Below are 12,668 nucleotides of genomic sequence, written 5' to 3'. Positions count from 1 at the left end.
CGCCTGCTCGTGCGTGTGGACTGCGGAGACTGCTCAGAGACGGTGAGTCATGGGCTGGTTGTGTCCATTCCGACACGGCTTCGAAGCCCGAGCAGAACGTCGATGATGACGAAGGCGGCGAGGCTCAGCCCGACGAGTGGCAGGAGCGTACCGATTCCGGCCGCGACCACGAGGACCGCGGCGATGCCCCACCACGGCGCACGGCGCAGCGCCCCGCGCGCCGGGGTGCGGCCGACGATGCGCCCGGGTTCGCGGGTGGGCCGGCGTTGCCACCACATGACGTAGCCCCAGACGACCATGGCGATGATCCCGGACGCGAGGACGAAGAGCAGCAGTTGGTTCGGGAGGCCGAACATGGAGCCCATGTGGGTGTCGATGCCCCAGCGGGTGAGTTTCGCGGCGAGGGTGAAGTCCGTGAAGTCGACCCGGTCGGTGACCTGCATGGTCTGGCCGTCGATCGCGACGGCGTCGACTTCGGTCGGGAAGGTGCGCTGGATCTCCTGCACCACCCAGGCGGTGCCGGCGGCGGCCGGTGGCTTGATCTCGACGAGGCCGGTGTTGACGTTGACCTCGCGCGCGATGGAGAGGACGGCGTCGAAGGTCGCCGGGTTCGCCGTCCCCGCTGCGGCATCCGTGGCGGGAGCGGCTGTACCGCCGTGGCCGGCGTGTTCGTCTGCCGGTGCCGCTTCGCCGCTGAGGTCGGTGGTGACCGATGGGGTGGACCAGTCGAAGGCGGCGCGGACGGTGCCGACGTTGCCGCCGCCGTACTGCGACCAGGTGATCCCGGTCGCGGAGAGGAACAGGGCGCCGACGAGGAGCCAGATGCCGGTGGAGGCGTGCCAGGAGAGGATGCGTCGGTACCCCTTGGCCTGGTTGTTCGGGCGGACGAAGTCCTTCTTGGCGCGCGCCTTGCGGATGCGGGCGATCCAGAGCCCGAGGCCAGCGAGGGCGATGATGCCGAGCCAGGAGGCGGCGAGTTCGCTGTAGAGGCGACCGACCTCGCCGAGGTGCAGGGTGCGATGGAGGTCGGAGATCCAGGTTCGCACAGGGAGCGCACCGCTGGTGCCGTAGGCGGTGAGCTCACCACGGATCTCGGCGGTGGCCGGGTCGACGAACACGGCACGGGTCTCGCTCGCACCCAGCCCGTCACCGGTGTACATCACCCGTGTCGTGTCGCCGGGGTTCGGCGCTGGGCGCACGGCGACGATGGTGTCCTGGTCCTTGGTATACGCGTTCGCGGCTTCGATCTGGTCCGCGAGCGGCAGGTACTCGTCAGCTTCGGGGGAGTGAAGCTGTTCGGCGTAGACGAGCTGCTCGATCTGCGGGGCGAGGGCGTAGAGTGCACCGCTGGTCGCCGCAACGAGGATGAACGGGCCGACGAAGATCGCGGCGATGAAATGGAGGCGCAGGAGCATCTGGGGGAACCAACCTCGGCTGCGATTCGGTTTCGGGGGTGGGCCGTCGGCGTGGGGTTCGTCCACGGGTGGCCGGGTCATGGTGGTCATGCGGTGTCCTGTTCTGCGGATGCTGGTGTGGGGGAGAAGACAGTGGGGATCAGGTGAGGAGGGTGTCGCCGATGTAGCCGCCGTCGGCGCACCCGGGTGGGATCGCGAAGACGGCGGAACCGATCGGGGTGGTCCACTCGTTGAGGAGGTCGAGTTCGTCGAGGCGACGTTGGATCGGCACGAACTGTGTGGTCACGTCGGCCTGGTACGAGACGAACAGCAGACCGCTGTTGGAGATCTCGGAGCCGGTGGGCGCGTGGTCGTAGTTGTAGCCGCGACGGTAGATGCGCTCGGCGGTGTTCTCGGAGCGGGCCCTGCGGATGTGGGAGAACTCAGGGATCACGGGGAAGCCGATGCTCGTCTTGGCGTCGAAGTCGGGTTCGTCGTGTTCGTTCGTTCCGGTGAGCGGTGCGCCGTTGGCGAGCGTGCGCCCGACGGACTGCTCGCGGCCGCCGCGGTCGAGACGGTCCCACTTGTCGAGGTTCATGCGGGTGCGGCGCAGCACGAAGCTCGTGCCTCCGGCGAGCCAGCCCTCGGTGTTCCAGACGAGTCCGGCGAAGTCGTCGCCGTCGGGCGAGGGATTGGTGGTGCCGTCGACCTGGCCGAAGAGGTTCCGCATGGTGGTGCCGGGCTTCTCCGAGCCGTGTGCCCGGCGGAACCCGGTCTGCGTCCAGCGGAGCGTCGCGAAGCTGCGGGTGTCCTTCAGTAACATCCGGGTCGCGTGGGCGACGGTGAAGGCGTCGTCAGCGGCGATCTGCAGCAGCAGGTCGCCGTCGTTCCAGGCGGGATCGAGCTGGTCGATCGTGAACGCCGGCAACGGGCCGAGCCAGGCGGGCTTCGCTGACGCGTCGGCGGCGCGGGTGACGAACTCCGGTCCGAAGCCGAACGTGACCGTGAGACGCGCCGGGACGGTGCCGAGTTCGGGCTCGGAGTCGGCCAGCGCCGGGAGGCCCTGGGTGAGTCGGGCGGCGTCGTCGGTGAGGATCTGCATCATGCGCCGCAGGGCGTCACGGCCGGTCTCCGGGAGCAGGTCCAGGGCGATGAAGGTGGCGTGGGCCTGAGGGGTGGTCGCGATGCCGGCCTGGTGGGGACCATAGAACGCGACGGTCTCCTCGCCGTTCAGCGCGGCTTCGGTCTCGGTGGACGCGGGTGTGTCGCCTCCACGGTTGAGGAGGGCATCGGCGCCGATGGCCGCTGCGGCGCCGAGTCCGGCGACGGCTCCTCCGAAGAGGAGCCCTCGCCGGCTGACGCCAGACCTGCCCGGTTCGGGTGTCTGGAGTTCGGTCACTTGCTGTCGCCGCCCATGTCCATGTCGCCGCCCTCGTAGTTCTCGTTCGCCCCGGAGTAGTCCTTGGCCGGGACGGTGAACTCGGTGGTGGAGTCGTCGGAGAAGGTGAGGGTGAAGGTGACCTCGTCGCCCGCCTTGATCGGGTTCACGAGGTCCATGAGCATGATGTGGTTGCCGCCGGGCGCGAGCGTGAGGCTCGTGCCGGCGGGGATGGTGAAGCCCCCGGACTTCTCGCGCATGACCATCTCGCCGGACTCGTTCTCGACCGTCTCGTGCAGCTCGATCATGTTCGACGCGGTCGTGGTGGCCGAGACGACCGTGACGTCTTGGTCGCTGTTGTTCACGAGTTCGCCGAATGCTGCGGACATGCCCTCGTCAGCGGCTTTGACCCATCCGTTCTCGATGGTGACGGATTCACCCGCCGGCTTGGTCTCCGCGGCGGTCCCGGCGGCGGTGCTGCAGCCGGTGAGCGCGATGACGACCGCTGCGGTGAGGGCGAGGAGCTTGCTGGTGGTTCGTGCGTGCATGGTGGTGCCTTTCCTGGTGTGGTGCTGCCGGATGGGAGGGTGGAGGTGTGGTGGGGTCGTGGTCAACGGGGCCTCGTCCCGGAAGCGGCCGACGGGCGGCGTCTGCGCCAGGCGCCGACGATCCAGAACACGACGACGGCGATCACTGCTCCGCCGACACCGATCAGGACCGGGCGAAACGCCGAGACCTCCGCTGTGGGGCCCTTCGCGTCGCCGGAGACTGCCTCGCTCGGAACGGGCGTCGACGTCGCGCGGGCGCGTTCGGCTGGTGCTGCACCGCCGACGGTGAAGGGGATGACTCCGCTGATGGGATGGCCGTCTGCGGAGACGACACGCCAGCGGACTTCGTAGGCCCCGGTCGGGAGAGCGTCGTCGACGCGCGCGGTGACGTCGGAGCCGTTGAGGATCGGTTCACCGGTGATCCAGTTCCGTTCGTCCTGGTCGACGAGCAGCACGATCGCGCCGATCGTCAGGACACTCTCCGAGTACTGCAACGTCACCTCCGGCGGCGACGCGTCGAGCGCCGCACCGTCATCAGGAGTGCTCGCGAGGAGCTGGTCGTGCGCGGAAGCCGGACTCGCACCGAAGGTGAGCGCACCTGCGATGGCCAGCACGCACGCAGCCAGGAGCAGCGTGATGCGTCGGAGTGGGGTCGGTGGGTGTGTGGTCACGGGTGGTCCTTTCGCGGGGCCTGGTCGTTGATGCGCGCGAGGCGGGCGTTGTAGTCGGTGAGTTCCGCATCCCCGTCGCGGTCTGCACGGCGGTCGTAGCGTTTCGCGGCACGCTCGTCACTGCGCACCCACTGGGAGACGACGATGAGGGCGACGAGGACGGCGGGGATCTCGCCGACGCTCCACGCGATGCCACCGCCAACCGCCTGATCGGCGAGGAGGGCCGCGGTGTCGGTGTACCCCAGCGCCGTCCACCACCCTTCGGCGAGCACGGAGGCGCTGGACATGATCGCGAGTCCGAAGAACGCATGGAAGGCGAGCGTCGCAAGCAGCAGGATGATGCGGAACGGGTATCCGGGACGGTTCGGACCCGGGTCGATGCCGATGAGCACCCAGAAGAACAGGTACCCGGTGGCGAGGAAGTGCACCGTCATCAGAATGTGGCCCTGGTGGGCGATCATCGCCCATTCGAACCAACCGGTGTAGTAGAACACCACCAGACTCCCGGCGAAGAGCACTCCTGCGACGGCCGGTTTGGACAGCAGCCGCAGGTAGCGGGAGTGCACGACGGCGAGGATCCACTCCCGGAGGCCACGGCCGCCGTCGGTGCGACTCGGCAGGGTTCGCAGGGCGAGGAGGATCGGGCCGCCCAGCACGAGCAGCGTCGGCACGATCATCATGAGTGCCATGTGCTGCAGCATGTGCGTGCTGAAGTGGATCTGCCCGTAGACGGCGAGGCCACCGCTGGTCGCGTACACCAGCGCGGCGCACCCGGCCAGCCAGGCGATCAGGCGGACGACGGGCCAGGCGTCGCCGCGGGCACGGAGCGTGCGGAACGCCCACAGATACCAGGCCGCGCCGACGACCGCGAGGCCGGCCCACATCCAGTCGACGTGCCATTCGGTGAACATTCGCAGTGGGGTCACCTCTGGCGGGTAGGCGAAGCCGAGGAGCCGTCGGCGGACGTCGTCCGCGACCGGCTCCTGCGACACCGGCGGTTGGCTGCGCGACAGCGCGACGGAGACGCCCATCGTCACGGCCATGATGACGACCTCGACGACAGCGAGTCGGACGAACGTCGACCGCTTCCCGGGGTCGGCGTGCAGCCGCGGGATGAGCCGGAGTCGATGCCACGCGCCGGCCAGGCCGAGCAGCACGAGTGCGACGGTCTTCGCGACGAGGAGCAGCCCGTACGGAGTGAGGAGGTCTGCGGGGCCCGCGAGTCGCAGGGAGGCGTTCACGACGCCGGAGAACGCGACCGCGCCGAACGCCCATCCCGCGAGCACGGAGTACCGTGCGACGACGGCGCCGACCTGGTCGCCGACCTTCCGCCGGAGCAGGATCACCGCGACGAGACCACCCACCCAGACGGTGACACCGATGAGGTGGATCGCGAGCGAGTTGACCGCGTTGCCGTGCTCGTCAGAGCCTGCAGCATGACCCGACAACGACAGCGGAAGCAACGCGAAGACAGCGATCACGTTCGCCGCCGCGATCCAGGCCAGACGTCGCGCCACCACGACGATGCAGAACACCACGAGTATGCAGGCGAGGGAGAACACCAGCGTCTGCCCGAGCTCCAGCTCTGTCGCGTAGAACAGGAAGGTGTTCGCGAAGGTCGGCGAGGACACCGGCACACCGATCGAGTTCGCAGCAGTGAACACGAGGACCGCGATTCCCGCCGCGAGCCAGACAGAGGCCGCCCAGGCTGCCCATCGGATCGCCTTCGACTGCGAGAAGGAGACGACGCCGGGGAGGATCCGCTGCCCCGGGAGCAGGAAGGTCGCAGCGACCAGGAGACCGATCGTCACCGATGCCGCCGCATCGTGGACGACCCTCGCGATCGGGAGTCCGCGGGTGACGATGACCCCCGGGTCCGAAAGCAGCGTGCCGGCCGTGAACGCACCGGTGAACTGCAACGCGAACAGCGCGACGACAACCGCCACCGGCAACGAGGCCAGCATGACGACCTCCGGCCCGCGCAACGGCACGAGCACTGGCGACGGATCGCGCTGGCTGTTCAGATTAGCGTCGGGCGCATTCGTCGGAATGATTGATTCGGCCACGGGAGGTGGCTCCTTCCCCGCAGGCGTCGAGCAGACTCGAGCGCTACGGCACACAGCTCACTCGGCGCCCCGAGCCCTCATGGGCGCCGGGGCAGGACCGAGCGGCAGAAATGGTGGCACTCCACCGGTGCGCGGCGCATCGGGATGACGACGTTTCGAGGACGGTCGTCGAGGAAGCGGCCTACGCGCACGCGGCAGTGACCGTCAACCGAGCGTGCAGCTCAGCGAGGTCGCGCCGTGATCTCAGAGGGAGGTGAGCGCCGGAGGTCCGCGCAAGGCGGTCGTCGCCGGATACACGCCGAGCGTGCGCAGGGTCGGAACATCGCTCTGCAGCCTCACCCGAGCGGGACGCACCGGAGCGGCCAGAGCTGCGAGGACCGTGGGCACCAGTCGCGCGAGGACGAACTCCTTGACGGCTGCCACCGTCGACAGCAGCGTCTCGGCACGATGGAGCGCGGCGATGGTCACGAGCCCGGCGATCACGTGGGCGAACCACATGCCGGCACCGGCGTGTCCGTCGTGCATCATCGGCATCGACGACGCATCGAGCGTCACGTGCGCTCCGTGCGCGGCATGGCCGCTCGGCATCGCTGTCGATGCGGAGCCCTGGGCGGCGCCGAGGACGAAGAGCGTGTGGAACAGAACCTGACTCACCGCGACGGAGAGTGACAGTCGGACGATCGACAGACGCCTGCCAGCGAGCAGCACGCAGACGAGCGTCGAGAACATGAGCGGCACGACGAGACCGAGCACGCCGGGCATCGAACCCCCACCGGCCACATGCGACAGCAGTGCGACGAACGTCGAGAACGCCGCAGCGACCACACCACGAAGTGTGCGGGTCGAGCGGGCGGACGACATGTTCCCATTGTGGCAGACCGGCTTCACCGGAGTCGCTTCGGGCGGCAGATGTGCCAACGCGGGGTCCGTTGGATCGTCTCGTCGACGATGGTCCCACACGCTGATCAACCACACGGAGATCGCCGCCAAGGTCATCGTGCGCCCGTAGCCACCGTGAGCGTTCGGTCGGGCACGCACGAAGGTGTGTGGGGGCTACCCGAGTGACGCTGGATGCTCGTCTCGGTGTCGAGGCTGCGACCCAGTCGGCTGCGCGTCCTCAGCCTGCGCAGCGCGGACAGCGTCGAGTCGGCGAAGGATCTCTTGGAGTTCCGAACCCGATGAACCCACCGACGAAGCCCCAACTCCCCATCACATTGCACAACCTGTCCGCGGCCCGTTCCCCACGAGTGAGCGAAGCGAGGTGTCGACGGTGCCAGTTCCGTGGCACAGCGCGGCTCATCGCTGAACTGTGCGGTCGGCGGCTGCCTTGGCGTGCTGTGGCGCGGTCGTCGTGTTCATCCTCGGAGCGTCGCACCGAGTGCTGGCCGATTTCGGGACGAACGTCACGTGGACGATTCGATTCACGGTGCTCGCTCGGAGGACGCCTGTCGTGACGCCGTCGACTCAGGCGTCGGTTCCGGGCGGCACGACGACGGTCGGTGCGTCGATCGACAGCAGCAGCGCATGGCTCGTCGAACCGAGCAGGAACCGACGCACGGGACCGAAGCCCCGGGTCCCGACGACGAGCAGACTCGCCGAAGCTCCGAACTCGTGCAACACCACTGCGGCCGATGCCTCCGTGAAGTGCTCTTGCACCGAGAGTGGCGGATAGCGGCGCAGAAGTTCCGCGGCGCAGCCACTCAGGTACTCCTGATGCGTGGCACGGAACCAATCGACGAACTCCGTGTTCAGTCCGTTCAGACCCGCCGTCGGCGGGCGCTGCCAGCTGTGCACGAGGTGGAGTGGCTCCACGCGGGCGATCGCTTCCAACGCAGCGAAGTCCAGTGCCGCTTCGTCGCGCTCCGAGCGGCCCACGCCGACGACCACGCCGTGTCGCTCTCCGGTACCGGGATCGGGGACGACCGCCACCGGCCCGGGACAGGTCCCGGCGAGTCTGGAGCCGAGCGACCACCCGGAGGTCCTCGTCGGCGTACCGCGTTCGTCTGTGCCCACCACGATGAGACAGCTCTCGTCGGACAGGCCGCGGAGTTCATCCGCCGGGCTGCCGATGACGACCTCCGCGCTGACCGAGACGTGAGGAGCTACGTCGCCGAGGCGTGCCACTTCGGTCTCGGTCGCTGCGACGGCATCCGCGACCTCGACATCGCCGGGCTCTTCCGGTTCCCCGGGGAACACGTGCACGAGACGGACCACATCGCCGGTGGAGGCTGCGCGGGCGATCGCCCAGTCAGCCGCCCGCCGAGATGCCTCGGTTCCGTTCCAGCCGACGACGGTGTGGTCGATCATGTCCCGCTCCTTCACTGAGAGGGCCGACCGGCATGGTCGACGCGCTCCTCTCAGCCTGTCGACACGACGCCTTGCCCGGCAGGGGCGAACGTCCCGGTGTCGTGTTCCGGCAGCGTCCGCTGCCGTGTCGCGCTCGAGGTGTTCGGGGACCTGGAGTGCAGGAGGACCGTCTCGGGACCTTCTGCCCCCTCCGCCTGTTCCCGGCCGTTCAGGATGAGGAGGTGAGGCGTTCGCCTCGAGAATGTGGGTCGTCATGGATCGAGTCAGCGGAAAAGTCGCGTTCATCAGTGGAGGAGCCCGAGGTATGGGTGCGGCGCACGCTCATTGGCTGCTCGCAGAGGGAGCGTCGGTGGTCGTCGGCGATGTGCTCGACGTCGAGGGGCGGGCCTTGGCCGCCAAGCTCGGTGAACGGGTCCTGTTCACCCATCTGGACGTGACCAGCCCCGCTGACTGGGCCGCGGCAGTGGACCAGACGATCGAACGATTCGGTCGGATCGACATCCTCGTCAACAACGCCGGTATCGCGAACGGGGCACCGATCTCCGAGTTCTCGGTCGACGTCTGGCAGCGAACGCTCGACATCAACCTGACCGGAGCCTTCCTCGGCATCAGAACGGTCGTCCCGCATCTGATCGCGCAGCGTTCGGGGTCCATCATCAACGTCTCCTCGGTCGAGGGGCTCCGAGGCAGCCCCAATCTGCACGCCTATGTCGCGACGAAGTTCGGTCTCCGCGGATTGACGAAGTCGGTTGCGGTCGAGGTCGCGGCAGCAGGGGTTCGCGTGAACTCCATCCACCCGGGGTTCATCACGACGCCCATGACCTCGGGGATCTCCGCGGAACGGCTGCAGATCCCGATGGGCAGGGCCGCCGAACCGGACGAGGTCTCGCAGCTCGTCCTGTTCTTGGCGAGCGATGAGTCCAGTTACTCGACGGGCGCGGAGTTCGTGATCGACGGTGGCCTCACAGCCGGGATCCCGCACGCCTGAAGTCGTGCCTGCGAACGGCTGCCTCTTCGGCTGGGTATCTGTGACGATTCGTCGAACGTGGTCGAGCGCTCACCGCCGTCAGGATCGAAGCGGTCGAACACGGCGACGTCGAACCGGGCGGCTTCAGCTCCCGCATGGGCGTGCCTATCGGGCGGCGGCGGGCCCGGTCGTCGCGCGGACCGTCAAGCTCGTCGGGGTGGCCACGACTCGTCGGTGGCCGGTGTCTCCGTCGATGCGAGACGTGATCGTCTCCCAGGTGGCGTCGACGGTCGCGTCGACGTCCTGGTGCACGGAGGTGAGCTGGTTGTACGACAGTGCGGCCACCGTGCTGTCGTCGAAACCGACGACCGAGATGGATTCCGGGACCAGCACACCCTGACCGCGCAGGACCGCGAGGAGACCGACCGCGCACTGGTCGCCACCGCAGACGACCGCGGTGGGCAGCTCGTCCCGAGCCAAGAGGATGCGCGCGGCCGTGGCGCCGTCCTCCTCGGTGAATCCGACCTGGACGATGTCGACATGCTCGGAGAGGCCGACGAGCGTCATCGCTGCACGATACGCCTCGACCCGGTCGATGCCGAGTGGGCCGCCGAGGCCACCCGCGTAGGCGATGTCGGTGTGGCCGAGCCCGACGAGATGCTCGACGGCTTGGCGGAGTCCCGCCGCCTCGTCAACGTGGATGTTGTCGGTATCGGCCGAGTCCATCCACTCGCCGAGGACGGCGACCGGGACCAGTTCGCGTGCCTCGGCGAGCACAGCGGCGTCACGGGCGGGGTTGAACACGACGAGCGCCTCGACCCGTTGCTCCATCAGTTCGGCGACGACGGCGTCGGTCGAGCGCTCTGGGGTGATGGGGCCGAGCGCGAGGGCGAATCCGTGCTCCGCAGCCCGCACGAAGAGGCGCTCGACGAAGCTCACCTGGAAGGGGCTCTCCATGACGAATCCGACCCCGATGAGGTGAGTGCGGCGTTGACGCAACAGGCGGGCCGAGGTGTTCGGGCGGTAGCCGAGCTCCGCGGCAGCCTGCAGAATCCGGTCGCGCGACTCTGCGCTCGGGCCAGGGCCGTTCCGGAGGACGAGGGAGACGAGCTGCCGAGAAACGCCGACGTGTTCCGCGATGTCCTTCATCGTCGGCATACGGCCTGCGGCGGTCTTCATCGATCCAGTCTGGCACGGGCTGACCGTCCGAGGCGGGTGGGCGCCATGCGCATCGGCGTCGAGCAGCTAGCGCACCAGCTTGCTGGCAGGCGCTACGAAGCGGTCGGCGTCACGATGACCCGGGCACGCGAGAGGTTCTGAACGGTGGCGTGCGGATCGTCCGTGGCCCCGGCCGTCTGTGCGGTCACGCGCACCGCGAGGAAATGCGTACCAGGGGTCGAGAACGTCCGAGTCGTCACGAGCGCAACCGAGGGTGCGGCGGTGATGTCGAACGCTGAGCCCACCGATTCCGTGCCGTCGACCGCGGTGAGGAGCTCGACGAGCTCGACGATGACGCCGTCGCAGGCTGCTTCGGCCTCGATGTCGACCCTGACCTGATCGCCGACGCGTACCCGCGCAACCGGGCCGCCGTCGACCGTGAGCGAGACCGTCGGCTGCACCCCGCCGCGCTCGGTGACCGTGGTGGGAATGACGACCTGACCGTCGATCACGTCGTAGTTCGAGGACGCCGAGGGCTCGACGCCGTCCTCCACCCAAGCCGCGAGCTGGCGCAGTGCGGTCTCGAGCACACCGATGTACGACACGCTGCGTGCGGGGAACTCCTGGGGATCCTCGTCGCCGTGCAGCGCGTTGTCGGTGTACCAGAGCCGGAAGTGTTCGTCGGTTCGTGCGCCCAGGTGTTCGGCGACCTTGCGGCGGTACCAGTCGGCCTGCCAGGGGAACGCTTCGCGGTCGAGCAGGCTGGCGGCGACGATCATCTTGCCGTGGATGCGCCCCGTGATCTCGGTGCCGGTTGCACCCTTGGACATCAGCGGGCCGATGATGAACGGACGCTGCGGGAACCGTGGCGTTCCGTCGCTCGCGCGGAACTGGTCCCAGACGTGGTACTCAGGACCGGGAACCTGGTGTCGGTGGTAGGTCTGGACCGCGAGGAAGTTGGAGTTGTCCAGGACGACCTCGTCGCCGACGGCGATACCGCGCGCCGCGTCCTCCTGGCCCCACCCCTCGAGGACGGCGACGTCACCCTCGACGCCTGCCAGACGGAGCACGGATCCGGCTTCGGCTCCTGAGCGGACCTCGAGCTGTGCGCCGATGATCCAGTTCGTGGGGGCCTCGGCCAGGCGCAGCGCCGTCACGTGCGTAGCGTCGCTCGAGGCAATGTGCTTGAAGGACTCGTCGACACCGCCGGACGCTTGCTCCACGGCAGTGGAGATGACCTCGACCACGGAGGTCGACAGCTGGACGCGAGCCTGGTGGATCGATGCGGTGGGATCGGCGCCGAGGTACCCGGAGACCGTCCAGAAGTCGTCGGCGTAGCCGGGGTCGGTCATCATGACGCCCGGGTACAGGGCGCTGAAACCGTGCAGGCCCATCGTCCTCCAGCCGAACCAGGAACGCAGCGGGAAGCCCATGCGCGTGACCTCGTCGAGTGCGGCGCGCTGCTCCTCGTCGAGTTGGAGGCTGCTCGGGTCACCTCCCACGTCGTACGCGTCGACGATATCCGGGAGCCGGCTCTCGAGCACTCGCATGGCGTGCATGCGGATGCAGAAGACGTTGGGGATGGCCATGTCGCTACCGATCACGTGGGGGACGTAGCCGTCCCACGCACCCTCGGTGTTCTCCGCCGCACCGATCGACCGATAGCCACCACCTGAGCCGCCGTACAAGTAGCCGTACACGCGACCGGGACCGAAGATCCGGTTCGCGACCAGTCGCGAGAAGCGCGCGACCGCCGCATTGGCTCGGTATGCGGCGATCGTCGGGTCGACCCCGCCGGTCGGGTCGCCGGCGAGCGCCCCGCCGCCGTTCGTCTCCACGAAGTACGCTCCACTGCTGTTCGCGAACGTGATCTTGTTGTGTTCCGCTGGTGCGAGCTGCGCCAGGTGCTCGCTCTGCGGGAACGGCGTGACGTGCTGGAAGAAGCGACCCTGGTAGGCGCCTGCTTCGGGGAGGTAGAGCGAGAAGCGGGTATCGGTTCCGCGGAATCCGCCGTGGACGTAGCGATGCGGCGAGGGGAGTGTTCGCGGCTCGTCGATGTCGATGTAGGGATCAGTGAAGAGTTCGTCTCCGGATTCGAAGACCCACGTCTCGTCCAAGAGCCGGTTCAGATCGGTGGCGGTGTCGCTCATCGGTGTTCCCATCGTCAGTGATGCGTGCG

Annotated in this window: 10 protein-coding genes; 1 reads left to right on the top strand and 9 read right to left on the bottom strand. The window is 68.3% G+C overall.

Features of this window, described 5'->3' with window-relative positions:
* Positions 1–47 precede the first annotated feature (47 nt).
* The 7 genes from KXS11_RS06020 to KXS11_RS05990 form a co-directional block, all read right to left on the bottom strand.
* A complete protein-coding gene (locus KXS11_RS06020) occupies positions 48–1,505 on the bottom strand; it encodes a PepSY-associated TM helix domain-containing protein (RefSeq protein WP_437384646.1) in 1,458 nt (485 codons plus the stop codon).
* A gap of 49 nt (positions 1,506–1,554) precedes the next feature.
* Positions 1,555–2,793, bottom strand: a complete 1,239-nt coding sequence (locus tag KXS11_RS06015) for a Dyp-type peroxidase (RefSeq protein ID WP_437384645.1) — start codon at positions 2,791–2,793, stop codon at positions 1,555–1,557.
* Positions 2,790–3,320, bottom strand: coding sequence for a copper chaperone PCu(A)C (locus KXS11_RS06010; RefSeq protein ID WP_437384644.1), 531 nt, complete (start codon positions 3,318–3,320; stop codon positions 2,790–2,792). The genes KXS11_RS06015 and KXS11_RS06010 overlap by 4 nt, the downstream gene beginning before the upstream one ends.
* 62 nt (positions 3,321–3,382) lie before the next feature.
* Positions 3,383–3,991 (bottom strand): copper resistance CopC family protein, encoded by a 609-nt coding sequence (locus KXS11_RS06005; protein ID WP_437384643.1) that lies wholly within the window; start codon positions 3,989–3,991, stop codon positions 3,383–3,385.
* On the bottom strand, positions 3,988–6,057 hold the full coding sequence (locus tag KXS11_RS06000) for a cytochrome c oxidase assembly protein (protein WP_437384642.1): 2,070 nt from the start codon (positions 6,055–6,057) through the stop codon (positions 3,988–3,990). The genes KXS11_RS06005 and KXS11_RS06000 overlap by 4 nt, the downstream gene beginning before the upstream one ends.
* 243 nt (positions 6,058–6,300) lie before the next feature.
* The gene (locus KXS11_RS05995; protein ID WP_437384641.1) at positions 6,301–6,918 is read right to left on the bottom strand and encodes a hypothetical protein; all 618 of its coding nucleotides are present in this window, start codon (positions 6,916–6,918) and stop codon (positions 6,301–6,303) included.
* Positions 6,919–7,521: 603 nt separating this feature from the next.
* Positions 7,522–8,364 (bottom strand): universal stress protein, encoded by an 843-nt coding sequence (locus tag KXS11_RS05990; protein WP_437384640.1) that lies wholly within the window; start codon positions 8,362–8,364, stop codon positions 7,522–7,524.
* Between the two features lie 241 nt (positions 8,365–8,605).
* Between KXS11_RS05990 and KXS11_RS05985 the strand changes: the two genes are divergently transcribed.
* Complete coding sequence (locus KXS11_RS05985) at positions 8,606–9,352, top strand: SDR family oxidoreductase (RefSeq protein ID WP_437384639.1); 747 nt, start codon at positions 8,606–8,608, stop codon at positions 9,350–9,352.
* Between the two features lie 144 nt (positions 9,353–9,496).
* On the opposite strand, the gene KXS11_RS05980 is transcribed toward KXS11_RS05985, so the two are convergent.
* Together KXS11_RS05980 and KXS11_RS05975 are read right to left on the bottom strand one after the other, a co-directional pair.
* Positions 9,497–10,510 carry a LacI family DNA-binding transcriptional regulator gene (locus tag KXS11_RS05980; protein ID WP_437384638.1) on the bottom strand — a complete coding sequence of 338 codons (1,014 nt, stop codon included), beginning with the start codon at positions 10,508–10,510 and terminating at the stop codon, positions 9,497–9,499.
* A gap of 92 nt (positions 10,511–10,602) precedes the next feature.
* Positions 10,603–12,639, bottom strand: coding sequence for a hypothetical protein (locus tag KXS11_RS05975; RefSeq protein ID WP_437384637.1), 2,037 nt, complete (start codon positions 12,637–12,639; stop codon positions 10,603–10,605).
* Between the last annotated feature and the right edge of the window lie 29 nt (positions 12,640–12,668).

The sequence above is a fragment of the Plantibacter flavus genome, from assembly GCF_051487245.1.
Taxonomy (GTDB): domain Bacteria; phylum Actinomycetota; class Actinomycetes; order Actinomycetales; family Microbacteriaceae; genus Plantibacter; species Plantibacter flavus_B.
This window is presented reverse-complemented; position numbering and strand designations above follow the sequence as displayed.

Excerpts from the sequence above, each read along its gene's own strand:
- KXS11_RS06020 (WP_437384646.1), bottom strand. The coding sequence starts at position 1,505 with ATGACCACCATGACCCGGCCACCCGTGGACGAACCCCACGCCGACGGC.
- KXS11_RS06010 (WP_437384644.1), bottom strand. The coding sequence starts at position 3,320 with ATGCACGCACGAACCACCAGCAAGCTCCTCGCCCTCACCGCAGCGGTC.
- KXS11_RS05995 (WP_437384641.1), bottom strand. The coding sequence starts at position 6,918 with ATGTCGTCCGCCCGCTCGACCCGCACACTTCGTGGTGTGGTCGCTGCG.
- KXS11_RS05990 (WP_437384640.1), bottom strand. The coding sequence starts at position 8,364 with ATGATCGACCACACCGTCGTCGGCTGGAACGGAACCGAGGCATCTCGG.
- KXS11_RS05985 (WP_437384639.1), top strand. The coding sequence starts at position 8,606 with ATGTGGGTCGTCATGGATCGAGTCAGCGGAAAAGTCGCGTTCATCAGT.
- KXS11_RS05980 (WP_437384638.1), bottom strand. The coding sequence starts at position 10,510 with ATGAAGACCGCCGCAGGCCGTATGCCGACGATGAAGGACATCGCGGAA.
- KXS11_RS05975 (WP_437384637.1), bottom strand. The coding sequence starts at position 12,639 with ATGAGCGACACCGCCACCGATCTGAACCGGCTCTTGGACGAGACGTGG.